This is a genomic window from Streptomyces sp. NPDC002730 (assembly GCF_042888805.1).
GTDB lineage: Bacteria > Actinomycetota > Actinomycetes > Streptomycetales > Streptomycetaceae > Streptomyces.
Window position 1 is genome coordinate 63,593 of the sequence record NZ_JBIAQG010000004.1, and the last position, 26,922, is coordinate 90,514.

At 69.4% G+C, this 26,922-nt stretch carries 22 protein-coding genes and 1 pseudogene; 11 read left to right on the forward strand and 12 right to left on the reverse strand.

Features of this window, described 5'->3' with window-relative positions; genetic code table 11:
* Positions 1–21: 21 nt before the first annotated feature.
* Positions 22–3,051 carry an alpha-mannosidase gene (locus tag ACFYXH_RS11560; protein WP_389561886.1) on the forward strand — a complete coding sequence of 1,010 codons (3,030 nt, stop codon included), beginning with the start codon at positions 22–24 and terminating at the stop codon, positions 3,049–3,051.
* Between the two features lie 17 nt (positions 3,052–3,068).
* Here the strand turns inward: ACFYXH_RS11560 and ACFYXH_RS11565 are convergent, their stop codons facing one another.
* Complete coding sequence (locus ACFYXH_RS11565; RefSeq protein ID WP_389561887.1) at positions 3,069–4,286, reverse strand: lactonase family protein; 1,218 nt, start codon at positions 4,284–4,286, stop codon at positions 3,069–3,071.
* Positions 4,287–4,473: 187 nt separating this feature from the next.
* Between ACFYXH_RS11565 and ACFYXH_RS11570 the strand changes: the two genes are divergently transcribed.
* Positions 4,474–5,034, forward strand: a complete 561-nt coding sequence (locus ACFYXH_RS11570) for an isochorismatase family protein (protein ID WP_389561888.1) — start codon at positions 4,474–4,476, stop codon at positions 5,032–5,034.
* A 12-nt stretch (positions 5,035–5,046) separates the two neighbouring features.
* Here ACFYXH_RS11570 and ACFYXH_RS11575 read toward each other — a convergent pair whose 3' ends face one another.
* From ACFYXH_RS11575 to ACFYXH_RS11600, 6 genes and pseudogenes are all read right to left on the reverse strand, one after another.
* Positions 5,047–6,339: an MFS transporter gene (locus ACFYXH_RS11575; protein ID WP_389562235.1), complete on the reverse strand. Its 1,293-nt coding sequence runs from the start codon at positions 6,337–6,339 to the stop codon at positions 5,047–5,049.
* Between the two features lie 257 nt (positions 6,340–6,596).
* Positions 6,597–9,899 carry a GH92 family glycosyl hydrolase gene (locus tag ACFYXH_RS11580; RefSeq protein WP_389561889.1) on the reverse strand — a complete coding sequence of 1,101 codons (3,303 nt, stop codon included), beginning with the start codon at positions 9,897–9,899 and terminating at the stop codon, positions 6,597–6,599.
* A gap of 197 nt (positions 9,900–10,096) precedes the next feature.
* A pseudogene (locus ACFYXH_RS11585) lies at positions 10,097–11,286 on the reverse strand (beta-N-acetylglucosaminidase domain-containing protein).
* 393 nt (positions 11,287–11,679) lie between these two features.
* Entirely contained in the window at positions 11,680–12,417 is a 738-nt protein-coding gene (locus ACFYXH_RS11590; RefSeq protein WP_389561890.1) for an FAD:protein FMN transferase, read from the reverse strand.
* Positions 12,418–12,448: 31 nt separating this feature from the next.
* Positions 12,449–12,895, reverse strand: a complete 447-nt coding sequence (locus ACFYXH_RS11595; protein ID WP_389561891.1) for an FMN-binding protein — start codon at positions 12,893–12,895, stop codon at positions 12,449–12,451.
* A gap of 24 nt (positions 12,896–12,919) precedes the next feature.
* On the reverse strand, positions 12,920–14,284 hold the full coding sequence (locus ACFYXH_RS11600) for a ferric reductase-like transmembrane domain-containing protein (RefSeq protein ID WP_389561892.1): 1,365 nt from the start codon (positions 14,282–14,284) through the stop codon (positions 12,920–12,922).
* A gap of 190 nt (positions 14,285–14,474) precedes the next feature.
* Between ACFYXH_RS11600 and ACFYXH_RS11605 the strand changes: the two genes are divergently transcribed.
* Entirely contained in the window at positions 14,475–15,284 is an 810-nt protein-coding gene (locus ACFYXH_RS11605) for a response regulator transcription factor (RefSeq protein WP_389561893.1), read from the forward strand.
* The gene (locus ACFYXH_RS11610) at positions 15,281–16,729 is read left to right on the forward strand and encodes a sensor histidine kinase (protein WP_389561894.1); all 1,449 of its coding nucleotides are present in this window, start codon (positions 15,281–15,283) and stop codon (positions 16,727–16,729) included. Before ACFYXH_RS11605 ends, ACFYXH_RS11610 begins: the two co-directional genes overlap by 4 nt.
* Positions 16,730–16,850: 121 nt before the next feature.
* On the opposite strand, the gene ACFYXH_RS11615 is transcribed toward ACFYXH_RS11610, so the two are convergent.
* A complete protein-coding gene (locus ACFYXH_RS11615; RefSeq protein ID WP_389561895.1) occupies positions 16,851–18,458 on the reverse strand; it encodes an aminotransferase class I/II-fold pyridoxal phosphate-dependent enzyme in 1,608 nt (535 codons plus the stop codon).
* Between the two features lie 73 nt (positions 18,459–18,531).
* Between ACFYXH_RS11615 and ACFYXH_RS11620 the strand changes: the two genes are divergently transcribed.
* Together ACFYXH_RS11620 and ACFYXH_RS11625 are read left to right on the forward strand one after the other, a co-directional pair.
* A complete protein-coding gene (locus tag ACFYXH_RS11620) occupies positions 18,532–19,464 on the forward strand; it encodes a LysR family transcriptional regulator (RefSeq protein WP_389561896.1) in 933 nt (310 codons plus the stop codon).
* Positions 19,465–19,479: 15 nt separating this feature from the next.
* The gene (locus tag ACFYXH_RS11625; RefSeq protein WP_389561897.1) at positions 19,480–19,638 is read left to right on the forward strand and encodes a hypothetical protein; all 159 of its coding nucleotides are present in this window, start codon (positions 19,480–19,482) and stop codon (positions 19,636–19,638) included.
* Between the two features lie 10 nt (positions 19,639–19,648).
* Here the strand turns inward: ACFYXH_RS11625 and ACFYXH_RS11630 are convergent, their stop codons facing one another.
* The gene (locus ACFYXH_RS11630; RefSeq protein WP_389562236.1) at positions 19,649–20,377 is read right to left on the reverse strand and encodes a class I SAM-dependent methyltransferase; all 729 of its coding nucleotides are present in this window, start codon (positions 20,375–20,377) and stop codon (positions 19,649–19,651) included.
* A gap of 222 nt (positions 20,378–20,599) precedes the next feature.
* Here ACFYXH_RS11630 and ACFYXH_RS11635 point away from each other — a divergent pair, with 222 nt between their 5' ends.
* Positions 20,600–21,394 (forward strand): putative protein N(5)-glutamine methyltransferase, encoded by a 795-nt coding sequence (locus tag ACFYXH_RS11635; RefSeq protein ID WP_389561898.1) that lies wholly within the window; start codon positions 20,600–20,602, stop codon positions 21,392–21,394.
* Positions 21,395–21,505: 111 nt separating this feature from the next.
* On the opposite strand, the gene ACFYXH_RS11640 is transcribed toward ACFYXH_RS11635, so the two are convergent.
* On the reverse strand, positions 21,506–22,075 hold the full coding sequence (locus tag ACFYXH_RS11640) for a PadR family transcriptional regulator (RefSeq protein WP_389561899.1): 570 nt from the start codon (positions 22,073–22,075) through the stop codon (positions 21,506–21,508).
* Positions 22,076–22,176: 101 nt separating this feature from the next.
* Here ACFYXH_RS11640 and ACFYXH_RS11645 point away from each other — a divergent pair, with 101 nt between their 5' ends.
* Positions 22,177–22,608: a nuclear transport factor 2 family protein gene (locus ACFYXH_RS11645; protein ID WP_389561900.1), complete on the forward strand. Its 432-nt coding sequence runs from the start codon at positions 22,177–22,179 to the stop codon at positions 22,606–22,608.
* A gap of 108 nt (positions 22,609–22,716) precedes the next feature.
* On the opposite strand, the gene ACFYXH_RS11650 is transcribed toward ACFYXH_RS11645, so the two are convergent.
* Positions 22,717–22,911 (reverse strand): antitoxin, encoded by a 195-nt coding sequence (locus ACFYXH_RS11650; RefSeq protein WP_327321739.1) that lies wholly within the window; start codon positions 22,909–22,911, stop codon positions 22,717–22,719.
* Positions 22,902–23,162, reverse strand: a complete 261-nt coding sequence (locus tag ACFYXH_RS11655) for a hypothetical protein (RefSeq protein WP_389561901.1) — start codon at positions 23,160–23,162, stop codon at positions 22,902–22,904. Before ACFYXH_RS11655 ends, ACFYXH_RS11650 begins: the two co-directional genes overlap by 10 nt.
* A 170-nt stretch (positions 23,163–23,332) precedes the next feature.
* Here ACFYXH_RS11655 and ACFYXH_RS11660 point away from each other — a divergent pair, with 170 nt between their 5' ends.
* The 3 genes from ACFYXH_RS11660 (at position 23,333) to ACFYXH_RS11670 (ending at position 26,919) form a co-directional block, all read left to right on the forward strand.
* Positions 23,333–24,289, forward strand: coding sequence for a hypothetical protein (locus tag ACFYXH_RS11660; protein WP_389561902.1), 957 nt, complete (start codon positions 23,333–23,335; stop codon positions 24,287–24,289).
* A gap of 183 nt (positions 24,290–24,472) precedes the next feature.
* Positions 24,473–25,924, forward strand: a complete 1,452-nt coding sequence (locus ACFYXH_RS11665) for an amino acid permease (RefSeq protein ID WP_327321737.1) — start codon at positions 24,473–24,475, stop codon at positions 25,922–25,924.
* An 80-nt stretch (positions 25,925–26,004) separates the two neighbouring features.
* The gene (locus tag ACFYXH_RS11670) at positions 26,005–26,919 is read left to right on the forward strand and encodes a GNAT family N-acetyltransferase (protein ID WP_389561903.1); all 915 of its coding nucleotides are present in this window, start codon (positions 26,005–26,007) and stop codon (positions 26,917–26,919) included.
* Positions 26,920–26,922 lie beyond the last annotated feature (3 nt).

The window sequence follows — 26,922 nt, forward strand, 5'->3', positions numbered from 1 at the left end:
GAACCCTCGGAGCAGCCCCGCATGCATGACGACCGCAGCCTTGTCGAAGCCCGCCTCAAGCGTGTCCTCGACGAGCGCATCCGCCCCGCCGTGTACCCCGAGTCCGTACCGCTGGAGGTGGCTGTCTGGAACGCGCCGGGCGAACCCGTCCCGGTCGCCGAAGGTCTCGCCGCCTCGCCAGGGCCGATCGCGGTCGGCGACATGTGGGGCGCTCCGTGGGGGACCAGCTGGTTCCGGGTCACCGGGACCGTACCGGCCGCGTGGGCCGGCAAGACCGTGGAAGCGATCCTCGACCTCGGCTTCGACGAGAACATGCCCGGCTTCCAGTGCGAGGGCCTCGTCCACCTCCCCGACGGCACTCCGGTGAAGGGACTCAATCCGCGCAACCAGTGGGTGCGCATCGGCGCGCCCGTCGAAGGGGGCGAGGAAGTACGCCTCCACATCGAGGCGGCCTCCAACCCTGTGATCCTCGACTACCACCCCTTCCTGCCGACGCGGCTCGGCGACAAGGAGACCGCGGGCACCGACCCGCAGTACACCCTGACCCGCATGGATCTCGCCGTCTTCGACGAGACCGTGTGGCAGCTCGTGCTCGACCTGGAGGTCCTGGGCGAACTGATGCAGGAGCTGCCCGTGGAGGGCGCCCGCCGCTGGGACATCCTGCGGGCCGTGGGCCACGCCCTCGACGCGATCGATCTCCAGGACGTGAACGGCAGTGCTGTCGCGGCCCGTTCCTGCCTCGAGGGAGTCCTCTCCACCCCCGCCGGTCCCTCGGCGCACCGGATCAGCGCGATCGGCCACGCCCATATCGACTCCGCCTGGCTGTGGCCGCTGCGCGAGACGGTTCGCAAGGTCGCCCGTACGACGTCCAATATGACGGCGCTCCTCGAGGACGAGCCGGAGTTCATCTTCACCATGTCGCAGGCGCAGCAGTTCGCCTGGATCAAGGAACACCGGCCCGAGGTCTACGCGAAGGTCAAGAAGGCCGTGGCGCAGGGGCGGTTCGTGCCTGCGGGCGGCATGTGGGTCGAGTCCGACACGAACATGCCGGGCTCGGAGGCGATGGCCCGTCAGTTCGTGCACGGCAAGCGGTTCTTCCTGGACGAGTTCGGCATCGAGAACGACGAGGCCTGGCTGCCCGACACCTTCGGCTTCGCGGCCGGACTCCCGCAGATCATCAAGGCGGCCGGCTCCAAGTGGCTGCTGACACAGAAGATCTCGTGGTCGCAGACGAACAAGTTCCCGCACCACACCTTCCAGTGGGAGGGCATCGACGGCACCCGGATCTTCACGCACTTCCCGCCCGTCGACACCTACAACTGCTCGATGAGGGGCAGCGAAATCGCCCACGCGGCGAAGAACTTCAAGGACAAGGGCGTCGCCAGGCACTCCCTCGCACCGACCGGCTGGGGCGACGGAGGTGGCGGCACCACCCGCGAGATGGTCGCCAAGGCGGCCCGGCTGCGCGACCTCGACGGCTCGGCGACCGTCCGGTGGGAGACCCCCACGGAGTTCTTCACCAAGGCGGAGGCCGAATACCCGAACGCGCCCGTCTGGGTCGGCGAGCTCTATCTGGAGCTGCACCGCGCCACGCTCACCAGCCAGGCGAAGACCAAGCAGGGCAACCGCCGCAGCGAACATCTGCTGCGCGAGGCCGAACTGTGGGCCGCCACCGCCGCCGTGCGGACCGGATTCCCTTACCCGTACGAGGAGTTGGACCGCATCTGGAAGACGGTGCTGCTGCACCAGTTCCACGACATCCTGCCCGGCTCGTCCATCGCCTGGGTGCACCGGGAGGCCGAGAAGACATACGGGGCCGTCGCCGAGGAGCTGAACGGCATCATCGACGGGGCGCAGCGCGCGCTCGCAGGCGAGGGATCCGGAACCCTTGTCTTCAACTCCGCACCGCATGAGCGGCACGGTGTGGCGGCAGGCGGTGCCGCGGTGGCGGCCGTCGGCGGCAGCGCTCAGCTCTCCCCGCGCGACGATGGCGGCTTCGTCCTCGACAACGGCCTGCTTCAGGTCGAGATCGACGGACGAGGCCTGGTGACGTCCGCGTACGACATCGGCGCGGAGCGCGAGACGGTGGCCCCCGGCCGGGTGGCGAATCTGCTGCAGATCCACCCCGACTTCCCGAACATGTGGGACGCGTGGGACGTCGACGCGTTCTACCGCAACACCGTCACGGACCTGACGGACGCCGACGAGATCACCCCTGTTGTGACCGGCACATCGGCGGCGGTGCGCGTCGTCCGCAGCTTCGGCGACTCGAAGGTCACCCAGCTGCTGACCCTGCCCGCCGGCGCCAAACGCCTCGACATCGACACCGAGGTCGACTGGCACGAGACGGAGAAGTTCCTCAAGGCGTCCTTCCCGCTGGACATCCACGCCGAGCGGTATGCGTCGGAGACCCAGTTCGGCCATTTCCACCGGGCCACGCACACCAACACCAGCTGGGAGGCGGCCAAGTTCGAGGCCTGCAACCACCGCTTCGTGCATCTGGAGGAGCCCGGATGGGGCATCGCGCTCGTCAACGACTCGACGTACGGCCATGACGTCACCCGTACCGTCCGCGCAGCCGACTCCGGAACGACGACCACGCTCCGCGTCTCGCTGCTGCGGGCCCCGCGCTTTCCCGACCCGGAGACCGACCAGGGCGTGCACCGATTCCGCCATGCCCTCGTGCCCGGCGCGGCGATCGGCGACGCGGTCCGCGAGGGCTTCCGCATCAACCTCCCGGAGCGACGGGTCGCGGGCGACGCGGCAGTGACCCCGCTGGTGACGGTGGACAACGACGCGGTCGTGATCTCCGCGGTGAAGCTGGCGGACGATGCGAGCGGCGATGTCGTCGTACGCCTCTACGAGTCCCGGGGCGGCCGCGCCCGGGTCGGCGTCACCGCCGGATTCGACGCCGTCGAGGCAGCCGCGACCGACCTGCTGGAGCGACCGTCGGCCGACGCACCGAGGCTGGAACTGGCCGACGGCGCAGTGAAGTTGACCCTGCGCCCCTTCCAGCTGGTCACCCTGCGCCTGGCGCGCTCCCGGACCTGACCGGCTGACTTGGAAGACTAGAGCGGCAGTGCGCAGACGGCGACCGGGGAGCTGAACGGGCTTCCCGCGGGCCGGAGTTCACCACTGCCGTGATCGACCTGGAAGACGCTGACCGAGCTGGACCGCTGGTTCGCCGCGAACAGCAGGTTCTCGTCGGGCGAGAGGGCGATGTGCCGGGGGAAGTCACCACCCACCGGTACCGTCCCCAGCAGCCGGAGCCGCGACCCACCGCCCTCGATCGCGTAGCGGGTCAGGCTGTTGTGACCGCGGTTGGCGAGGAAGGCGTACCGGCCGTCGTCGGTCACGACCAGCTGCGCCGGATAGCTCGTGTCCGGTCCCGTGCCGGTCGGCTGAGGCGTGCCCGGCGTGAGCCTTCCGGTGGCGGGGTCGTAGGCACAGACGACGACGGTGTTGTCCACCTCGTTGGCCAGATAGGCGAACCGGCCGGCGGGGTGGAAGGTGAGATGCCGGGGTCCCGCACCCGGCCTCAGGCTCGCGTACGAGACCCGGGCGAGCTCTCCTCGAGAGGTGTCCAGCCGGTAGGTGTAGACCGTGTCATTGCCCAGGTCGACAGCGAGTACGTGACCGCCGTCCGGGCTGGTGACGATCTGGTGGGCGTGCGGTCCTTCCTGGCCGGGGCCGGGCGGCGGCGTGGAGTGAGTGACGAGGGCTGTACGCGCGCCCAGCGCGCCGGAGGCGTCGATCGGGTGCACGGCCACGCTGCCGGAGAGGTAGTTGGCGCTGAGCAGCCAGCGCCCGCTCGGGTGCACGGAGAGATGGCAGGGGCCCGCGCCACCGGTTCCGCGGGTGCCCAGCACACGGTGGTGACCGTCGGGGGACAGCCTGATGGCGGTCACGCCGCCCTCCTGCTGTTCGTTCACGCAGTACAGCGTGCGACCCGAGGGGTGGAGGGCCAGGAAGGAAGGGTCACTGACACCGGCGACCGTACCGGTGGCGGTGATCCGTCCCGTCGCCTCGTCGTAGGTGGCGAGACCGATCCCGGCGCCGCCACCCGGGACCGAGGTGTACGTGCCCAGGAACAGCGAGCGCGAGCCACGGGAGCATGCCCGAGCACTCGGACTGGGGCTCGCGCTCGGGGTCGGGCTCGCGCTCGCCGGGGCCGCGGAGCCCACGGCCGTTGCGCCGACCGCGGCGGCCGCGACCGCGCCGAGGAACCGGCGGCGGTTGGTGCCGGGAGCCGATGCCGTCTCCGTGCGTCCTGCCCTGCTGCTCATGCGGTGCACCTCGCGCGTGGGTCTGTCGCTTCGGATGTGGCAAACACAGTGCCGTGTGCCGCCCTCATAAGCAATAGACGCAACTCTGATTGCACCCTGTGCAACGTGAGTTCGGGGGATTGAGGGCTGAGGAACATCCGTGTCAGATCGTGCGCTCTGCCCGGAAGGGGGCCGCTAGCGTGAGCCCATGCCACATGCCTCCGCGCTCCTCGTCATCGACATGCAGAACGCCCTGGTGGCCATCGCGCACCGGGCCGCCGAGACTGTCGCCGCGATCACCGGGCTCCGCGAACGAGCCAAAGCCGCGGGCGTGCCGATTGTGACGATCCAGCATCAGGGTGACGGGGTGGAGGCGGGTACCGAGGGCTGGCGGATCGTGCCCGAACTCGCGCCGGGCGCCCACGAGGCGGTCGTCCACAAGACCAGCGCAGACAGCTTCCTCGGCACCGATCTCGACAAGACGCTGAAGGTGCTGGGAGTCACCGAGGTGGTCGTCACCGGGTTCGCGACTGAGATCTGCGTGGACACCACGGCGCGGCAGGCGCTGAGCCACCGGTACGACCTCGTGCTGGTCGCCGACGGACACACCACGTCCCACCGGCCCGACACCGGCGAGTACGCCTCGCCGAAGCAGTCGATCGCGCACCACAATGAGATCTTTCGGCACATCGACTTTCCCGGGCGGAGCATCCGGGTGCTGCCCGCGTCCGAAGTGGACTTCGCCGCGGCTTGGAAGCCGCGCAGGTAGGCGCGGTTCGGCTCACGCGCTGCGGGCGCGGACGGCGAGGAGGGCGGCCAGGATGCACGGTGCGAGCAGCAGGCCGAAGGCGGCGCCGTAGCCGACGGCGTCGGTCGAGCCTGCGCCGAGGCAGGCGTTGAACAGGGCAGAGGACACGCCCAACACCGTTATCTGGCCCAGGTTCTGGGTGGTCTGCATCGCGCTGCTGGCATAGCCCTGCCGACCGGGCGGACTATGGGTGAGTGACAGCACGGTGAGGGAAGGGGCGTACATACCCATGCCGACGGCCGCGACGACCATGGCCGATGCGGCGGTGTACGCAGGCGTCACTGGAAGCGTCCCGGCGACCGCGAGCGCGATCGCCGCCGCCTGCACCAGTGCACCGGCCACGACCAAGCGGTGGCGGGGGCAGTGCTCAAGCAGACGGCCCTGCACCCAGGAGGAGCCGGCCCAGGCCACGGCGGCGCCTGTGAAGGCCAGGCCGATCACCACGGGAGGCGCGTCCCGGTCGGTGACCAGCAGCAGGGGCACGTATGCCTCCAGCGTGAAGAACACGCCTGAACCCAGGCCGCGCAGCAGGACCGTGGCCGGCAGGCCGCGCGCGGCACGCCACGTGCCCGGCGGCAGCAGCCGCGGCGCGAACGCCGCCAGCAGGGCGAGCCCGCCCACCGCGAACAGCAGATGGCGCCTGTCCCAGCCGGAGACGCCGTACTGACCCAACGCCGCACCCAGGCTTACCGCTGTCGCGACCATCAGCGCCGGGCGCGGCGGCCTGCACCCCGACGGCGCGGGCGCGGCCGCCCAGGAAGGGCCGCGCAGCATGGCCACCACTACCAGCGCGGGCAGCACGGTGAGGGCTGCCAGACCGAAGAACACCGCGCGCCAGGACAACCACTCGGCCACCAGCCCCGCCAGCGGAGGACCGACCAGCGACGGGACGATCCAGCAGGCACTCATCAACGCCAGAACGCGCGGTCGCAGGCGGTCGGGGTAGGCCTGGCCGATAGCGGTGTTGACCGACACCGCGACCATCCCGCCCGCCAGCCCGTCCAGGAAGCGCCCGGCCGCCAGCTGCCAGATCGAGGTGCTGGCGCCCGAGACCAGCAGGGTGACTACCGCCAGCACCATGCCAGCCGCCAGCGGACGCTGCGCCCCGACACGGTCTGCCCAATGACCGCCGAGCACCCCGCCGAGCAGACTCGCGGCCACGAAGCATCCTGCCACCAGCGGGTAGAGCGACAATCCGTCCAAGTCCCGCGCCGCCGCCGGCAATGTGGGGACCACGGCCAGCGCGGCGAACCCGGTCAGGAACATCACCGCGGTGAAACAGGATGTAGCGGCAACGTAGGTTCCGGAGAACAATCGCTCAGCCGTTACGGATTGTGTCGGCGGGCGATCAGCTGTCGCTGTCCACTTGTCGGAGACCGGCACGGTCCGTTCTGTGGAAGCGGGCGAGCCACTCGACGAGCGCTCCGGATCATCAGTCACGAGCGCACAAGCTATGCGGAGCACGCGACTGCGTGCCACCCGTTTCCGCACGGCCCCGCGCCCCGGACGCAGAGTTCGTCAGGTCATGTCAGAGTGATCGCGTACAACTCGACGCGGGGGTCGTCCGGCAGCGCCACCGAGCGCACCTGCTTCGCGCTGTCGAGCACCGCCGTATCGCCGAACAGCCGTACCGAGGGGCCATCGACACCCTGCCCGTCCTTGATGCGGTGCGGCATGTCGAGGACCACGGTGCTGCCGGACGGTGTCGATCCGGCCCAGTCGCCGATGGTGACCGGCACGTCCGCGGTGCTGCCGTCCGTGTAGCGAACGGTCAGTGTGGTGGCCACAGGACCGTTGTGGGATGCGGCGACCAGGTGCAGTGCGGAGCGGGCGCCGGCGGGCAGCAGCAGCGCCTGGCCGCGTGCCTTTACGAAGTTCGGCGCGGTCCCCGTCGGGTCGGGCGCCTGGTACGGCACGCCGTTCCAGCTGACCGGGCCGGCCGTGGGCAGCAGGCCGGCGTCGTAACTCCAGCCGAGACCGTCGAAGTTGCCCTCGCCCGACCGGTCCTTCGTGGCTGTCCCGTCGTGATTCATGGCACCGGTCAGCTCCACGGGACACTGCTCATTCCCGACGCTCGCGCAGCTCGCCGCGGGCCGCACCTCGACGGTGGCCGTGCGGGCGACCGCCGGAGTGCCCTTCGCCGCGACCGTGATCCGGACCGGGTACGAGCCGACCGCGGTTGCGGCCGGCACCGTGACCGCGAGCGGGACCGTCGTCTGCACCGGCAGCCTGCGGGACTTCACCGTCACCTGTGCGGGCGCCTTCACCGCCCAGCCGGAGGGAGCCTTCGCCGCCACGGACACGCGTACTTCGCCCAGCGACTGGGCCAGTACGTCCACCGCGAGATGCGCGGTCTGCCCCGTGTCGCTCGACGGTACGGCGTCCGAGGCGGGCCGCAGCGAAGCGTCGAGGTGCCGGCGCCCGTCGGCAGCCGCCGCTCCGCCGACCGACGGGGGTTCGGCGTTCCGGTCCGTGCCCCACGCGGACGGTTCGGTGCCCAGCCGGTGGGTCAGCCGCCCGCCGTGCGCGATCGTGTCCCAGCCCAGCCAGGTGGTGCGGATGTTCTTGCCGTTCAGGGCCACCTTCTGGACGTACCTCCGGTCGTCGCTCGCGCCGGGCGCCGTGAGCGTCAGAGTGCCGCCCTGCTTGCGGCCGTACTGTCCGATCCTGATGGTCGCCGACTCGAACTGCGGGCTGGAGAGCGCCAGGAAGTCGGCGCCGCTCATCGTCGGGTACAGACCGAGCGACGAGAAGACGTACCAGGCCGACATCGTGCCCAGATCGTCGTTGCCGGTCATGCCGTCCGGGCCGTTGGTGAAGAGCGTCATCGCCGCCCGTGTGACGGTCGCGGTCTTCGCGGGCGCGCCCGCCCACAGATACATGTACGGGGCGTGCAGATCGGGCTCGTTGTTGGGGTTGTACGTGGGCTTGCCGTAGTAGTCGTACGGCTGCGAGATCCAGTCCTTGCGCGCGGTGCCCGCCGGGTCGGTGAGCAGCTTGTCGTGGACGAAGAACTCGTCGAGCCGCTTCTCGGTGGCCTTCCTGCCACCCATCAGCGCGACGAGACCGGCCGGGTCCTGTGGCACCAGCCACTGGTACTGGTAGGCGCCGCCCTCGTGGAACTGGTGGCCCGCCTCGACCGGGTCGTACGGCGTCACCCAGGTGCCCTGCGTGGTACGCGGACGGAACTGGCCGATGGAGGAGTCCCACAGGTTGCGGTACCACCGGCCGCGCGCCGCGAACATCCCGGCGTCGGCCCGGTGACCCAGCCCGCCGGCCATCAGGGCGAGCGAGGCATCCGCGGCCGCGTACTCGAGAGTGGCCGATGCGGGGTGGTTGCAGTCGTTGTCGCCGCCCTTGTCGGCGCAGTCCTTGCCGAGGCCGAGACCCGAGGGGATATAGCCGCGCTCGCGGTAGAAGTCCACGCCCGAGCGGCCGTTGTACGCGGAGTCGGCGGGCGGAGTGCTGGTGGCGTTCTTCCTCAGCAGCGCGTACGCCTCCTCCTCGTGGCCGGCCAGCAGGCCCTTCGACCAGGCCTCGACGAGGAACGGAGTCACCGGGTCACCGGTCATGATGTTGGTCTCGCTGTTGGCCAGCGCCCAGCGCGGCAGCCAGCCGCCGTCCTTGCCGATCGCGACGACGGACAGCGCGACATCGCGGGCGACCTCGGGTTCCAGGAGTTCCAGGAGCTGGTTCTGCGGCCGGTAGGTGTCCCACAGTGAGAGGTTCTGGTACGGCGTGAAGCCGTCGGCCGTATGGGTCTTCCGGTCGAAGCCGGTGTAGCGGCCGTCCACATCGCCGGCCAGGTTCGGGTGCAGCTGTGCGTGATAGAGCGCGGTGTAGAAGGCGCTCTGCCGGTCGCGCGAACCGCCGCCGATGCCGATGGAGCCGAGCTGCTCCTCCCAAGTGCGGTGCAGGGCGGCACGGGTGGCGTCGAAGTCGTACGAGTCCTTCGTCTCCGCCGCCAGGTTCTTCCGGGCGCCTTCGACTCCGGTGTAGGACAGGCCGACCTTCATCACGACGTCCTTGTCGACGCTCGCGTCGAAGGTCACCCAGGCGCCGTTGGCGCCCTCGCCGGCGGCGTCCCGGCTGCCCGGTTCCGGGGTCGAACCGCGCCAGGTGCCCTGGGTCTTGAAGGACCGGTCGAAGGTGGCGGTGAAGTAGACGGTGTGATCGTCCTTGCCGGCGCAGAAGTTGCCCGCGTGTACCCGGCCCTCGACCGTGCGGTCGCCGACGACGTGCACTTCGGAGTCGTACACCTTCTGGTTGGCCTTGCCGGTGTTGAACAGGACGTTGGCGGCGCCGGTGGACGGGAAGGTGTAGCGCTGCCAGCCGGTGCGCCGCGTCGCGGTGAGCTCGGCATTGATGCCGTACGACTTCAGGCTGACCCGGTAGTAGCCGGGCTCGGCCTTCTCGTCGTCGTGCGAGTACACCGAGCGGTAGTCGTCGGGGTTGACCCGGTCGACCGCGCCGGTCGTCGGCATGATCGGCAGCTCGCCCGCGACGCCGCAGCCGACGCCGGAGAGATGCGTCTGGCTGAAGCCGTGGATCTTGCCCTGCTGATAGTCGTAGCCGCCCTGGCCGCCGGTGTCCGGGCTCACCTGGACCATGCCGAAGGGGGCGCTCGCACCGGGGAAGGTGTTGCCGAAGTTCTGTGTGCCGACGAAGGGGTTGACCAGGCCGGCCGGGTCGGCCGCGGGTGCTGGAGAGGGCGCCGGCGTGGCGACGGCGGTCGCGGTGGCCGGTCCGCTCAGACCGCCGGCCAGCAAAGTGGCGACCACCATCCGGATCGCTCTCGTACGCATCCAGCCGGCTGACCGTCGCATGGGCGTATCCCTTCTTGACAACGTTGTCTGATCGGCCCGGGAAAGATGTCATGGTCGTGCAAAGCCTGTCAACGGCTCGGTCGCGGGCTGTTTTCGGCGACCTGGCAGGCCTCGAATTCGTAGCGCCAACAGCCGAAAGAGCACGCTCGTCCCGGCCCCTGCGTACGCGGCGGCATGCGCCGCAGCGCGCCGCAGCGTCACCTTGCCGTCCACTGGACGACGATCCCGGGATCGAGATCCTGCGCGATGCGCCGCGTGTAGTCGGTCCTGGACGTTCCCCAGTACTGGGTCGGCATCATCTGCAGCGGCTCGGCTTCGGGGTGCACCGCATTGAATGCCTTCTGCACGGCGTTGGCCAGGTGTGCCTGGGCGCCTGCGGCGGCCGCCGGTCCTGTGCCGAAAGCCGCCCGGTCCTCGTCGCAGTTCCACCGCTGGTCGTCGATGTCGTCGAAGGCCACGACGAAGCTGCGTACGCCCAGCTCCCACAGCGACTCGAACTTCGCGGTCAGCGCGGCGGCCTCGGACGGCTGCGAGTAGCGGACCGACAGGCCGGGGAGAGGACGTAGCCGAACGAGACATGGTTCTCCCGGGCCCGCCGTACCAGCTCACCGATCAGGGCGAGTTCGTCCGCCGGGTAGGGCTTGCGCCATTCTGCCCGCCGATAGGGGTCGTCCTTCGGTGCGTAGACATAGGAGTTCAGCTTGTGCCGGCCGAACCAGTCGAGATCGGCGAGGCGTTGCTGATGCGAGGACGGCGGTCCGTAGAAACCCTCCATCACCCCGCGCCACCGCAGCGAGGGCCAGTCACGGATCACCACGCCCTGCAGCCGTAAGCCGTGCACCAGCTGACGCAGCGTCTGGGCGGCGTAGTACGTACCGGCGCCGTCCGCGCCACTCAGCACGATCCGGTCGCGGCCGTCCCTGCCCTCGCCGACCGCGAGCACGTACCCCTCGGCGGCCATGGTCTCGGCGCCCTGCACACCCAGCGCGCGCAGCGCACCGGCGGTGGCGGCGTTCTCCTTGTGCCCGCCCACATGGACGGTGAGCCGGGCGCCGCGTACGGGAGTGCGGTCGTCGACCTGATGGATGGTGCGCACTCCGGCGTCGCGCAGCACTTCCCGGGCCACGGCGAGTGCGGAGGCGTCGGTCGACGGGCCTTTCACGAGTGTCACGGCCGGTGGAATGCGCACCTCTTCCGGTCGGCTCTTCGCCGACCGGGGCTTCGGGTACACGGGCAGGGGGCCGTTCGTCTTGGCGGCGGAGGCTTCTCCGGCGTCCGCGGCGAGGACGTCGGTCGGGGCCAGCATGCTCCGCATCAGCGCGACGACATGAGCGCCGCGGGAACGCCAACTGGGCCGGAGCGCCGTGGGTGTTGATCCGATTGCCATCGCAGAGCCGCCTCCTCGTCGATATCCCGGTAAGGCAGGACTGGACCACTGACTGACATCGTTGTCAAGATTGGCCGACAACGGTGCTGTACATGCAGATGTGCGTCATGAGCCCGTGTACACGGCGAAAGCGCCGGCTGCCTTGCTCGCGATGGCGGCCGACGGTCGCCTCGGCGCCGGCCCTGTTCTGTTCCGCCGTACCCGCGGCCCCAGGGACGGTCTCCGAGCACCACAGACTCGTCCGCACGCCACCTCTGCCGGCCGGACCGGTTCAGCCTGTGACGAGGTGTCACGTCATCGACGTCGTAGATGAGGCAGACGTTCGGGAACGTGCGACAACGGACCCGGATTCGCAGCAGTGGCCGGCGCCGGGAGAGCGGCCTCGAGGTGCCGTCAGCCGTTGGCCGGAACCAGGCCGTGCTCCGCGAAGCCGGGTGTCCACCAGACTCGGGCATCCGCGGTGCACGCGAACGCCTCGATGCCGTCGAGCGTCCGGATCCACTCGCGTGCCTCGTCGCCCATCGCGAACGCGGCGGTGGCCATGGCGTCCACCTCGGTGAGATTCCGTCCGACCAGCGTGATCGAGGCCAGCCCGGTCGCCGGCCGTCCGCTGTGCGGGTCGACGATGTGGTGGCCGCGCTCGGCGCTTCCTGAGGTCGCAACCGCCAGGTCACGGCCGGAGACCGCGGTGACGAGCTCGCCGGGCTGCAACGGATGGGCCACACCTATGCTCCATGGCCGACCGGGGCCGGCCTCGCCTCGTGCCTGGATGTCACCACCGCCGTTGACGCAATGGTGCCGGGCCCCCGCCTCGCAGAGAATCTGTGAGGCCCGCTCCACCGCCCAGCCCTTGACCATGGCGGACGGGTCGAGGCGCCCACCGGGAGTGAAGGTGAACCACCCGCCGCTGGCGCGGCCGGCAGCCCGGCACAGATCGAGCACTTCGGCCACCTCGTCGTCGCACTGGCCGACGGTCAGCTCACCGCGCCCGAGGCGGCTGATCTGGCTGTCCGCTCGGCAGGGGGAGAAGACCTCGTCGACCCGGTGGAGCCACGCCACCGCTTCGGTGAGGGCCTGGTGGACAGCCAGGCTCGGCTCGCTCCGGACTACGAAGGAGAACACAGTGCCCATCACATGCTCCACATGACGCATGGCCTCGCCCTCACCCACTCGCCCGGTCCAGCGCGCTCTGCAGTGAGGAAACGTATCCCTCGCTGGTGAAGGTGGCGCCGGACACGGCGTCGATCCGGGCGCTCTGCGCGGCCAGTGCCTCCTGAGTCAGCCGGGCCATCGCGTCGGCGCTGGGGCCGGCTTCGTGCACTCCTTGCAGGACGTCCACCGCGGTCAGCCGGCCCTGGTTCATGGTGATCTCGACCTGTACCGCTCCTCCTTGCCCGGCGTTGACCGTGTCACCGGTGAAGGTGCCTGACGGCCGGCCGGAGTCGGCGGCGCCCGACGGACTGCCACCAGGCGGCGCGCTCGTGGATGCGCCGGCGGAAGGCCTGACCGGCGGCGCGGACGCCACTGCCGGACTCTCCTGCGGTTTCAGCGCCAGTATCAGCACCACACCGGCGACGGTCGCCGTGGTGGCCATGACAGGTCGGCTCATGGATCGGTTCACAGCAGTTCCTCCTCAGAACTCGAACGACTCGTGGTGAATGTGGCGACGCGGAACTCCGGCGTCCCGCAGGGCGTTCTTGGCCGCCGCGGTCATCCCCGGCGGCCCGCACAGATAGACCTCGTGTTCCGCCAGATCCCCGATCGCCCCGCACAACGACTCTGCCGTCAACGGCAGAGCGCCCTCGCCGACGGCGTAGAGCACCCGGGCGCGACGGACAGCGGCAATCTCGTCCAGCTCACCGCGCAGCGCCAGATCCTCCTCGCGGCGGGCGTAGTAGAGCAGCGTCACCTCGCCGTGCAGAGTCTCGAACAGGGCACGCAGCGGTGTTATGCCGACGCCGCCTGCGAGCAGGAGAACCTTCGACCTGCTGCGGCGGTTGGCTGTGAAGCCTCCGTACGGCCCTTCGGCCCAGACCCGGGTGCCGGGCCGCAGCCGCGCCACCGCACGGCTGTGGCCACCTGCCTCCTTCACTGTGATCCGCAGGTAGCCGGCATCGGGCGGGGCGGACAGTGAGAAGGGGTTGGCCGTCCACCACATCCCCGGGGTGAGGAATCGCCAGCGGAAGAACTGGCCGGCCTCCGCGCCGAGCCGGTCCAGGTTCTTGCCGGTGAGGTACACGGACACGACACCGGGGGCCTCCGGGCGGACCTCGGCCACCCGCGGCCGGTGACGCAGCGCACGCAGCAGCGGGCTGAGAAACCGATACCGCAGCAGCAGCGCCGCCGTCCCGAGGTACAGGGTGTACCAGGCCACCCGGGCCGGACGGTCCGCCACGAAGTCGGCGCCGTTCGACAGCTGGTGGAAGAAGGCCAGATAGACCGCGAGATAGGTGCAGAAGTGCAGGTAGTACCAGGTCTCGTAGCTCAGGCGGCGCCGCGCCGCGCGTGCTGACACTCCGCCCACCACGACGAACAGAATCAGGCCGATGGTGCCCTTCAGCATGTCGGGGTAACGCAGCACCAATGTGGTCGTCTGGTCCACGACGCTGGTCGTGGAGTTGATGGAGTACCCCCAGATGATCAGCAGCGTATGGGCGAGGGCGAGGGCGACGGTGTATCGCCCGCCGATCGCGTGCCAGCGGGCGAGCCTGTCGGTGCCCACGCCCCGATCGAGGGCCGGAATCCGCGCCATGAGCAGGAGCAGGACGGCGCAGGCGTAGCCGGCCAGGAGTCCGGTGATCCGCCCGGCGCCCGTCAGCCAGCCGTCGACGCCGACGACTGCGGGCGTGTGCCGCCACCACAGGCCGAGTACCGCCGCCGCACCGGAGTAGATCACCACCAGGACCGCAGGGGCGGGCAGCCTCCACCGCCGCCGTTTCGGCGGCGACGCGTGCCGGGGCACGGACGCGGCCGTACCTGTGTGCTGGACGGTGGTCATCAGGAATCCCCTTCGGCTGGACATCCGGGCGTCGGCCTGGCATTCCGGGGGCGCCAGGGCGGCCCGGGAACCGGTCGGTGGCTCACCCTGGCAGCGGAATTTCTGGGTTTCCTCTGAACGCGGGCCCTCAGCCGGTCAACCGGTGGACTCAGAGGAAACTCAGAGGTTGGGACGTAATACTGCGAGGACCATGGAACTGCCCGACACCCCCGCGACCGACGACTCCTCCCCACCGTCTGCACCCGACGGCAGACGGACGACCGAGGCCTTTGCCGCCGCACCTGCCGGTCTGCGTCGCCCCAACGGCACACAAGTGCGGGTACTCGTGGTGGACGACGAACCCGATCTGGCCGGCATCCTCTGTGACGTGCTGCGTTCCGAGGGCTGGGAGGTCAGGGCGGCCGGCACTGGCCAGGATGCGCTGGCCACCGCCTCGCAGTTCCGCCCCGACGCGGTGGTGCTGGACGTGATGCTCCCCGACATCAACGGCCTGGAGGTGCTCCGCAGGCTGCGTGCCGCGCTTCCGGAGGTGTGCGTGCTGTTCCTGACCGCGCGGGACGCCGTCGAGGACCGCATCGCCGGGATCACGGCAGGCGGTGACGACTACGTCACCAAACCGTTCAGCCTGGAGGAGGTGCTCGCTCGGCTGCGCGGGCTACTGCGCCGGGCCGGAATGACCCGTACGACGGACGGAAGCACACTGCTGGCCGTCGGCGACCTGGTGATGGACGAGGACGCCCGCGAGGTGTCGCGCGCCGGACAGGTGGTGGATCTGACGCCCACAGAGTTCGAACTGCTGCGATTCCTCGTACGCAACCCGCGGCGGGTGTTCAGCAAGGCGCAAATCCTGGACCGCGTGTGGAGTTACGATTTCGGCGGCCAGGCTCATGTGGTCGAGCTCTACATCAGCTATCTGCGCAAGAAGATCGACGCCGGACGCACCCCCTTGATCCATACGGTGCGCGGCGTCGGCTACGTACTCAAACCGGACGCACGATGAAACGTCTCCCCCTGCCGTCCGCCCGCAGCCTCAGAGCACGGCTCACTCTCGGTCTGGTGGTGCTGCTTGCCCTGAGCTGCCTGGCCGTCGGCGTCGCAACGACCGCCGCTCTGGAAGGGTTTCTGGTGCGTCGGCTCGACCAGCAGCTGACGGCGGTCGGCGGCCATTTCCCGGCCAGCCTGGATCCGGCCCTGGCGTCGGAGAAGTCCGCGTCGGGCCCCGACACCCGCGGGCAGTCCGCGGGCACCTTCGGCGCCTGTGTTCTGCGCGGTTCGGTGACCCAGGCCGCAGTGGTGCGCGACCGGACGGAGACCGCGGTGCCGCTGAACGCGTCCGACCGTAAGAATCTGACGCAAATACCCGCAGACGGCCAGGGCCGCAGCGTCCAGCTCTCCGCGCTCGGCGAGTACCGGCTGATGGGAATCCGCGGCCCGGCGGGCGATGTGCTGATCACCGGGCTGCCGCTGCAGCCGGTGGAGGACACCGTACGCCGACTGCAACTGGTCGAGGCGGTGGTGTTCGGCGCGGCTCTGCTCGCCGCCGGGATCGCCGGAGCGCTCGGGGTGCGGCTGTCGCTGCGCCCGCTGAGGCGGGTGGCCGCCACCGCATCCCGGGTCGCCCAGCTCCCGCTCGGTGGCGGCAATGTGGCAATGCCTCAGCGGGTGCCGGACACCGATCCGAGGACCGAGGTGGGCCGGGTCGGCGGGGCGTTCAACCGGATGCTGCAGCACGTCGAGGATTCGCTGGCGCGCAGGCACGCCAGCGAGCAGCGGCTGCGCCGCTTTGCCGCGGACGCCAGCCATGAGCTGCGCACCCCGGTGGCTTCGATCCGCGGCCACGCGGAGCTCGCACTGCGCAGCCAGGCGCCGGTACCGGGCGAGGTACGCCACGCTCTCGTCCGGATCCAGTGCGAGTCGGTGCGGATGGGCGAGCTGGTGGACGATCTGCTGCTACTGGCCCGGCTCGACGCCGGACGCCCGCTGGCCGGCGAACCTGTGGACCTGACCCGGCTGGTGCTCGACGCGGTCAGTGACGCTCGCGCCGCCGGACCGGAACACCGATGGGTCCTGGAGCTGCCGGAGGAACCGGTGGTACTCCGCGGCGACGAGCGGGGGTTGCAGCAGGTGCTGACCAATCTTCTCGCCAATGCCCGCACCCACACACCGGCGGGTACACAGGTCACCCTCCGGCTTGCAGGGCGGGACGGCAAGGTGGAGCTCGTCGTCCAGGACAACGGGCCGGGCGTGCCCGAAGCGCTGCAGGCCGAGGTCTTCCACCGGTTCGTGCGGACCGATGACGGCAGGGCGAGAAGCGCCGGCGGTACTGGTCTCGGGCTGGCGATCACCCACGCGGTGGCCACCGCGCACGGCGGGCGGGTCGATCTGACCAGCCGCCCCGGCCACACTGCCTTCCGGGTGTGCCTTCCGTGCCGGTTGGAACCGTAGCGTGGCCAAGATGTGCGGAACCCGCTCTTCCCTCGGACGGGGGTGTGGAGGGAGAGGAGTTCGACAACCAGATGCGGAACGGACCCGGGTCCGTGACCTGATGTCAGTGCGCGGCGGAGTGTCAGTCGGCCCCCGCGGTGGCAGCGGCGCCGACGACGCGCGATGGGTCGACGACGCGCATGTGCGAGACGCCCGGATCGACCGCGCCGCGTACATGGCCGCTCGGGGCCGACGCGGTGCGCTGCAGGAAACGGACCGTCTCGGCGGTGATGACCTCGCCGGGCAGCACATTGGGGATGCCCGGCGGGTACGCGGCCAGTGTGTCGGCGGAAATGAGACCGACGGCCTTTGCCGCGGGGACCACGCGGGTGGGGCTCATAAAGGCTTCACGGGCGGTGAGCCGGGAGGGTCCGGGCTGCGGCAGTGACAGCCGTAGCCGCTCGTCGGCGCTTCCGAGGCCGGTGCTTCCAAGACTGTCGCCAACGCCGGTGTTTCCCGTGCCGGTGCCTCCGGGACCGGTGCCTGCAAGAGGCGACGGCAAGGCGTGCAGGGCCTTGATGAACCGGTCGGTGCCGGGGGCCGAACCGGCGCCGACCACCGCGACGATCGCCGAGTCGGTGGCCACCTCCACCATGATCCGATGGTCGCGCGACAGCCGGCGGCGTGCCTCGTGGCCGGGGATCCCCCCGGCGCGAGTGTCGATGGCGATCCGCAGCGGATCGGCCGTCACGATGTCGGGGAACCGTCCGAAGCCGTCGCTGACCACGGCGAACCGGCCGACGGAGCGGATCACTTGGCGTATCTCGTCCGCTGCCTCGACGGAGGCGCCGACGGCGTCGCGGCCTGCCATCAGCGTCATCCGGGCCAGGTCGAGGGAGGCCAGCAGCAGTGCGCTCGAGCTCGTGGACTGCACCAGCCGGAACGCCCGGTCGATCAAGGGCTCGAGCACGTCGGCGAACGGTCCGTGCCCGAGGTGCAGCATCGCGGACTGGGTGAGGCTGCCGGCGAGCTTGTGCGTACTGGAGGTGACCAGGTCGGCGCCCTGCGAGAGCGCGTTACCGGGAAGGCGCGGATGGAATCCGAAATGCGCACCCCAGGCCTCGTCCACGATCAGCGGGATGCCCGCGCCATGCGACACCTCGGCGAGCGCGCGTACGTCGGCGACCGCACCGAAGTAGCTGGGGGAGACAACATAGGCGGCCGCGGCATCGGGGTGCCGGGCGATGGCCGCGGCGAGATCCTCGGCCGTCACACCATGGGCGATGCCCTGCTCCGTGTCGACGGACGGCTGGACGAAGGCGGCCTTCAGCCCGGACAGCACCAACCCGTCGATCACGCTGGAGTGCACGCTGCGCTGGACGACGAGGGTACGTCCCAGGGCCGGGGCCACCAGGGACGCGGTGTGGTTGCCCTGCGAGGCGCCGTTCGTCAGGAACCAGGTGCGTCGCGCTCCCCACGCTTCCGCGGCCAGGGCCAGCGCCTCGTCCATGGGGGTAGCCGTACCGAGGTCGAGGCCCTCGAGCAGCGGAGGGAAGTCGAGGCGCAGCGGCTCGGGCCCGAAGGTCCCGGCGAGCGGGCCGAAGCTGTCGGGCTCGGCGGCGTGACCCGGGACGTTGAGGCGGAGCCAGCCCCGGCCGGCGTGGGTCCTGAGGGCCTCGGCAAACGGAGCGCGGCACTGCGCGGACACCGGCGGTGAGAGGTCGGGTACTGCTGTGGTTCTGGTGTTCACGCCGGTCAGAGTGCCAGCGGGAGGCTCATAGAGGAATGCTTCAGTTCTCTGGGTATCTCCATAGACTGTCTATATGCTCGAGCTTCGTCACCTCCAGGTACTCAAGGCCATCGCGCAAGAGGGCTCGCTCGCGGGCGCCGCCCGCGCGCTGCACTACGCACAGCCCACCGTCACGCACCATCTGACCGTCCTCGAAGCCCACTTCGACGCTCCGCTGGTGCAGCGTGGGCCCCGTGGCGCCGTACTCACCGAACTCGGCGAGACACTGCTGCCGCATGCGGAAGCGGTCCTTGAGCGGCTGCAGCTCGCCGAATGGGAAGTCCGCGGCCTGGCCGAGCGCGGCACCCGCACGCTGCGTATCGGCACTTTTCCCACGGCCGGTGCGCTGCTGCTGCCACCTGCCGTAAAAGCCTTGAACCAGAAGGGAGTTCATATCTCCCTCGCCGAAGGAGAACTGCCCAGCCTGCTGCGCGGACTGAGGTCCCGCGAGCTGCAGGCCGCGCTCGTCTTCTCCCAGCCGGGCGACCGACTCGACCTGGACGAGGACTTCGCACTGCACCCGCTGCTGACCGACCCGCTGCTGCTGGTCATGCCCGACAATCACAGATGCGCGGCGCTGGACCGGGTGCCGCTGCAAGAGCTGCGCGACGACGACTGGGTCGGTGCCGCGGATCCCCGCGATCCGTGCGACCGCGTCCTGTCCTGGGCCTGCGCGCAGCACGGCTTCGAACCGGTGCATGTGATGCGGACCGACGACTACGCCATGGTGCAGGGCTTCGTCGCGGCCGGCACCGGCGTGGCCCTGGTGCCCCGCCTCGCACTCGGCGCCCCGCGCGACGACCTCGCCGTACGGCCGCTGGAGGGGCCACCGCTGGCCCGCGAGATCAGCGTCGCGATCCTCCGCTCGACCGTCGCACCCAGCGCACAGGAACTGGTGGCCGCGCTCACCCGGCAGGCCGGGCACATCACGAGGCAGTGGGAGTCACACGGCAAGGACGCAGGCTGAGCAGAATTGCTGTCCGTGTCCTTCTGCGGCTACCTGCTCTACGGACTTCCGCTGCCCGCGTACGCCCTGTTCGCCTGCTGGCTCGCTGTTGCCCTTGCGGTGTACCTGCTCTACAGCCGCCACCACTCACGTCTCCGGCCGACGGCGCCGGCCCGCGAGGTCGTGGCCCGGTGAAGCCCTGTGCTCACGCTCGGCGTGCGACCACCACAACGCAGCGAGGACTGCCGTCCGGCCGCCGGCCGATCTCCGGCAGTGGCAGCACCTCCACGGTGAACCCTGCCTGCGCCAGTTCGTCCAGCACATCCGGCAGCCGGAACGTGCGGTAGTACATGATGAAGCGCGGGTGCCACAGCAGATTCCGTACGCGCATCGCCGCGTCGAAGCCCCACAGGGCCCAGTAGTGCCTCGAGCCCACTCGAGGCGGTGCCGGAACGGGAAAGACGAACCGGCCGCCGGGCTTCAGCGCCGCGTGCACCTGCGCGAAGAGCGTGGGGCGTTCGCGGGGCAGAAAGTGACCGAACGCTCCGAAACTCACGGCCAGGTCGAAGGCCCGCCGGAAGGGGAGTGCGCGGGCGTCGGCCCGCACCCAGCTCACCGGCGGTGCGCCGGGGACATCCGGCAGAGTGGACCTGGCGGCGGCGAGCATGCCCGCGCTGAAGTCGACGCCGGTGACGCGTTCCTGGCACAACTGACGCAGGACACCGACTCCGGCGCCGGTGCCGCAGCAGATGTCGAGTCCGGCCGCGAACGGCCCGAGCGGCCGGACGGCACGTACCACCGCGTCCAGCAGACGATCCGATGTCCGGAACGACGTCTGGTCGAACTTCGGAGCAAGCAGGTCGTAGCCGTGCTCGGTGGACGAGAGCGCCTGCACGGCCAGTTCGCGGAAGGTGGGGCTCGTGGGGGTGAACATCATTGATGAGAATATCTGGGCAGGGCGAGTTTGCGCCCGGGCGTCGACCGAACTGCGTGCCGCGGTCCGGCTCGGGTAGTGTTGCCGTCTCCGGCAGGAAACGTACCGAGGAGGTGAGACCCATTACCGCTGTACCAGGCTGGGTGCTCTCTTCTCACGGCTGTGCGGTCCGTCAGGCATAGGTGACCGCGGGAGCGCCCATAGGCATCCCGAAAGGTTCGTATGTCGGTTTCACCGTCACTTCTTCCTCTTTCCGCCATCGTCACCAGGCTTCGTGCCGCAGGCTGTGTCTTCGCCGAGGACGAGGCGCAGTTGCTCGTCTCCGCGGCACGCGACTCCGATCACCTCGCTGCCATGGTGGAGCGGCGAGTTGTCGGCCTGCCCCTCGAACACGTCCTTGGCTGGGCGGAGTTCTGCGGCCTGCGGATCGCCGTGGACCCCGGCGTCTTCGTGCCGCGCCGCCGCACCGAGTTTCTCGTCGGCAGGGCCGCCGCGCTGGCCGGGCCGCGAGCTGTCGTCGTCGACCTGTGCTGCGGCTCGGGCGCGTTGGGCGCGGCGGTGGTCGCCGGCCTGGACCGGGCCGAGCTGCACGCCGCCGACATCGATCCCGCCGCGGTGCGGTGCGCCCGCCGCAATGTCACCGCCGCCGGAGGCCAGGTCTACGAAGGTGACCTCTACGAGCCCTTGCCCGGCACGCTGCGGGGCCGCGTCGACGTCCTACTCGCCAATGTGCCCTATGTGCCCACCGAAGAGATCGAGCTGCTCCCCGCGGAGGCCCGTGTCCACGAGGCACGCGTGGCGCTCGACGGTGGCGCGGACGGGCTCGACGTCCTGCGGCGGGTGACCGCCGCGGCGTCACTCTGGCTGGCGCCGGGCGGCCATCTGCTGTTCGAGACGAGCGAGCGCCAGGCGCCGCGGGCCGTCGAAACCGTCGCCCGTGACGGGCTGATCCCGCAGGTGGTCAGCTCCGAGGAGCTGTACGCCACCGTTGTCATCGGAACCAGGCCTGCTCCCTAGACGCCCGGTTCCGTACGGGTGGTCGCCGCCGGAAAACGTTGTCACCGGCGGCGGCCGACCGTCCGGAGACGGTGACGCGGGCACGCACGCGGTCGCGTACTGCGCCGGTGTTCACCGCTCGGCAGGAGTGCTCTGCCTCATCCGCAGGACGGCCGCGATCCGCAAGCACCAGTCCCGGTTGTCCTGTTCGAAGGCCAGACCGCGCAGGCAGGTCAAGTACGGCCCGATCCGGTCGCCGCGGAGCAGGAACTCCTCCTCGTCCGCATCGCCGCGCATCTGCCGCAGAAGTTCGCCGAAGAGCTCGACCTTGGCCTGCGCGACGGCGGCTCGCTCCTCGAGCTGTTCGATCACGGGACCGGTGCCGATGCGGTCGGCGGCCTGGACCTTGACCAGCAGGTCGTCGCGGATGAACGCGGGTTTCGAAAAGGCTGCCGCGAACTGCTCGAGCTCGGCGCGACCGGCGTCGGTGACCTGGAACAGCCGTTTGTTGGGCCGGGTCTCCTGGATCACCTGTCGACCCGTGACCAGGCCTTCCTTCTCCAGCTTGGTCAGCTCGGCGTACAGCTGCTGGGGCAGGGCGTGCCAGAAGTTCGCGACGCCGATGTCGAACGCCTTGGCCAGCTGGTATCCGCTGTACTCACCGTCCAGCAGCGCCGCCAGTACGGCGTGCCGCAAGGCCATCGAAGCAGCCCCTTCCCATTCCTTGTCCGTCCCTGCATCATACTCAAGAAACCGACTAGTCACATTCTTGAGTATAAGAAGCATCAGGATCAGGAGGAGTCATGGAGACTGCTGAACGTTTCCGCGCCGCCGTGGAGGCGCGGGATCTCACCGCGCTCGACGAGCTGTTCACCGACGATGTCCGCTTCTACAGCCCCGTGAAGTTCAGGCCCTTCGAGGGCAGGCCGATGGTGCTGGGCCTCTTCGGTGTCCTGCTGCGGACCTTCGAGGACTTCCGCTACATCGGACAGTTCGACGGCGAGGCCGAGACCAGTACGGACGGTGCGGAGGCTCCGTCGGAGATCCTGCTCTTCCGGGCAGCCGTGAACGGCATGCAGATCCACGGCATCGATCTGCTCCAGTTCGACGAGACGGGCCGGATCAAGGAGTTCACCGTGATGGTCCGCCCGCAGTCCGCGGTCCATGCGTTGAGCGAGGCGGTACTCGCCGGCCTCGTCGCGGACGGTCTCGTCCCCGAGCCCGCCGATCACTGATCGGCTCGCCTTCGCCGCTGCAGCCCGCCTGCCCATGTCGGCGCTGTCTCCGCCGCCCTCGTACTGAGGGCGGCGGAGACGAACGTGTGGGGGAGTGGGTCGACGTGGTCAGGGCTGGGGCGGGTTGTCCCGGTCCCGGTCCGTGCCGAACTGCTCCCTCATCGTGTCCTGGGCGGTGTCGACCTGGCGTCGGTGCTTGCCCTTTGTCTTGTCGTCGACGAAGTCGCCCGTCTTTTCGATGCCCTGGTCGGCCTGAGACTCATGGCCCTTGAGCATGTGCTTGATCTTGTCCATTACGGACATCGGTCATCCTCCTCGCCGCATGGCCCCCACTCCTCCAGGGTCACCGCACGTGGGCCGGTTCGCATCCGCACGGGCCCGCCACCAGGGCGCATCGTTTCCGGCGCCGCGGAGAAGTGGTCGTCGTCGACCTGCGCCGCGGTCGCCTCGTCCTGGAACGCCTCCACCAATGCAGGCGCAGGAGAGGATCCCGCGAGAAAGGCATATGCCAAACCATCCTCCGCGACATGGATCGCATCCGTCTTGAATGCCATAGCGCCAATCGATTTGAAGCCAGATATTCCGGGGGATCAGTTTCGAGGCGACTTGATGTTTGAGTAGGGTGTTGACGCTGCCGGTGGATCTGTCGGATCCGGCTGAATTCGACAGTGGCCGGAAATGTGTGTGTTGTGAGTGGTGTCCTGTGCGGGATTGGGAGGGGATCGTGGCTGCTGGCTCCTTTGAGGGGCAGTACGTGTGGCATCCGGCGGCCGACGATCGCCAGTTGGCGCGAGCATGCATTGATGTGAAGGCCGGCAGGTACCTCGGCGCACACGACGTCCTCAGGGAGGCACGTGGCGATTTCGATGTGCGGGCCCACCGGTCACTGGTGCTGGCTTCCGAGGCTGCGGACTCCGATCTGGCCGAGCGCTGGCTGGCCGAGGAGCCGAGCGCGGAGGCGGCACTGCTGTGGGCGCGCGTGGCGATGCTCCGGGCGTTACGTATGGCGGATGCCGGTGACCGACGGGCGGGCACCCTCGTGGGCATCGCAAGGACGGCGTGTGATCGAGCGGCGCAGATGCTGCCCGAGGACCCGACCCCATGGGTGGCTCAACTGGCCATGGCCCGCCTCCGCCGACCTCGCGATCCCGCTCCGCAAGGGCTGCTGACAGCACCGCCGGGCCCCTGGTACCTCTTCTCCCGCATTCTTCGCCTCGACCCCTGGAACCGCGAAGCGCACCACCGGTTCCTGGCCTTCTTCTTCACCCGTCACGGCGGGTCGGCGAGCGCGAGATGGGACGTCGCCTCGTTCCTCAGCCACCGGGCACCGGCCACCTCGGCCCTTCGGCTGCTTCCGCTGGTGGCGCTCGTCGAGGACTACGACCCGTCCGCTCTGCTGGCTGACAGCACGTGGGAGCAGTCCCAGTGGATCGCCACGGCGACGGGAAGCTACAACCACTGGTTTCCGCAGGTGGCCGGCTACCGGTTCACTCCGGTGCTGGACCTGGCGTACCTCGCGCACGCGCTGTACATGGCGAAGCGCGAATTCGAGGCACGGGAAGTCTTCACGGCGATGGGCCCGTATGCCTCTCGCATGCCCTGGAGCGCGTTCGGCGAACCCGCGGAGCAGCTCACCAAAGCGAGACGCTCATGCGGACTGCCGATCCCCAATGCCGCCTGAACCGCCCTGGTGAGTTTACGGAATTCCAGGGCGCACGATGAAATATTCCTTTCAGCGCAATCACCCCCCATCAGCCCCATCAGAAAGGCTGCGATTGTGTCCGAGCGCACATATCTCTCTCGCTCGAAAACCCGTCACGACGAAACGTCTGTCACCCTCGATGATGACGCGACGCTGCACGCCATGGGATATCCGCGGAAGCTTACCCGCCGATTCCGTGCATTCGACAATTTCGCGATCTCCTTCACGATCATCAACATCATCTCCGGGATCTTTTCCGCATTCGGGTTCGGAATGGGTGCCGGTGGGCCGCGGATTCTCGTCTTCGGCTGGATCGGCGTGTCGATCATGGTGCTGTTCGTCGGTGCGGCCATGGGCGAAATCGCCTCCGCCTACCCAACCAGCGGTGCGTTGTACTTCTCCGCAGGCAAGCTCGCCAAGCGTCATCGCGGCGCCTGGTCCTGGTACACGGGCTGGCTGAACTTCGTCGGTCAGGTGGGCGGCACCGCCGCCACCAACTACGCCGCCGCCACCTTCATCCAGGCGTTCATCGCGATGCAGTGGCCCTCCTACGAGGCGACGGCGCAGCAAACGGTCGGCATCGCAGCGGTGATCCTGCTGCTCCAGGCGCTGGCCAATACGTATACGGTGCAGCTCGTCGCACTGGTGAACCGGATCTCCGTATGGTGGCTGCTGATCGGCATGGTGGTGATCGTCACCTCGCTGATCGTGATACCCACGCACCATCAGCCGGCGTCGTTCATGACCCACTTCGTCAATAACACCGGTTTCAGTAATGGCATGTACGCGGCAATGCTTGGTCTGCTCGTCACCAGCTGGACGTTCACGGGCTTCGACGGCAGCTTCCATATGTCCGAAGAGACCGTGAAGGCAACTGTCAACGCGCCGAAGGGCATTATGCGTGCGATCGCCTACTCGGCGATCACCGGACTGATCCTCATGCTCGCACTCGTGTACGCGATCCGTGATTATGCCGATACGGCGAGTGCGTCAGCGCCGCCGGTGCAGATTCTCATCGACGCGCTCGGCACGGGCACGGCCAAGCTGCTCCTGTTGATCGTGATCGGCGCCATGCTGTTTTGCGGTCTGGCCAACATGACCAGCAATACCCGCCAGATCTTCGCGTTCTCCCGCGACGGGGCGATGCCCGGCTCCCGTTGGTGGCATTCGGTGTCCTCCCGTACGCGCACACCGGTCAAGGCCGTATGGCTCGCCGCGGTCTGCCCCATGGTGCTGGTACTGCCCGGCTGGTGGTCCCACACCGCCTTCACCGCCATCGTGAGCGTCAATGTCGTCGGGCTCTTCCTCGCCTACGGCGTGCCGATCTTCCTCCGGCTGCGGCTGGACGACTTCGAGCCCGGCCCGTGGAACCTGGGGCGTTACGGCAAGCTCGTCGCGGGTATCGCCGTGACCTGGATCGTGATCAGTAGTGTGCTGTTCATGCTGCCGCAGGTCTCACCGATCACCGCCGACTCGTTCAACTACGCACCGATCGCACTGGGAGTGGTGCTGCTCATCGCCACCGTGTGGTGGTTCGCCACCGCCCGCCGGCGGTTCCACGGGCCTGTCAGCTACGGCAGCCCCGACGAAGTGGCTGCCATGGACCTGATCTGACCCGCAACGCACCAGTCACAGCACCGGCAGACCGCCCGCGGCGGCCGCGCCGGCCCCATCGGAAGGGACGAACAGCAGGTATGCACCCCCTCGGCGAAACCCCTCAGCCGCGCTCCACCAGCGAGGCCCCGACTCCCGCCGCCCCGGGCGCCGACGGACTCACCGTCACCGGCGCCTCGCTGGACGAATGGCATCAGGTGGTTGAGTGGGCCGCCGAGGAAGGGTGGAATCCCGGCCGCGACGACGTGACTTCCTTCCACCCCACCGATCCCGCCGGGTTCTTCATCGGCCGCCTGGGCACCCGGCCGGTCTCGGCGATCTCGATCGTCAACTACTCGGAGCGGTTCGCCTTCCTCGGCTACTACCTGGTCCACCCCGACCACCGCCGTCAGGGGTTGGGCCTCGCCACCTGGCAGGCCGCCTTCCCGCACGCCGGAACCCGAACCATCGGCCTGGACGCCGTACCCGCCCAGACCGCCACCTACCAACGTGCCGGGTTCACCGCCGCCAACGACACCGTCCGCTACGGTGGCCGCCCCGAGCGGTCCGGCACCCCGGCAGCGGGAGCCGTGCCCGTCACCTCGGCACACCTCGACGCGATCGCCGCCTACGACCGGCAGTGCTTCCCGGCCGAACGGCGCCCCTTCCTCACCCGCTGGCTGACCGCCGACGGCCACACCGCGTACGTATACCTGCGCGACGGCCGGATCGCCGGTTACGGAGTGATCAGGCCCGCCCGTGACGGCCATCGCATCGGCCCCCTCTTCGCCGACACCCCTCAGGGTGCCGAAGCGCTCTTCGACACCCTCATCGGGCACCTCGGCCCGGACGAGGAGGTCTCCATCGACATTCCCGACCCGCAGCAGGCCGCTGGTGCCCTGGCCAAGGCCCGCGGCCTCACACCCCGCTTCCAGACCGTGCGGATGTACATCGGCCACGTCCCTGACACCTGGGTGGCGCGCACCTATGGCGTCACCAGTCTCGAACTGGGATAGCAC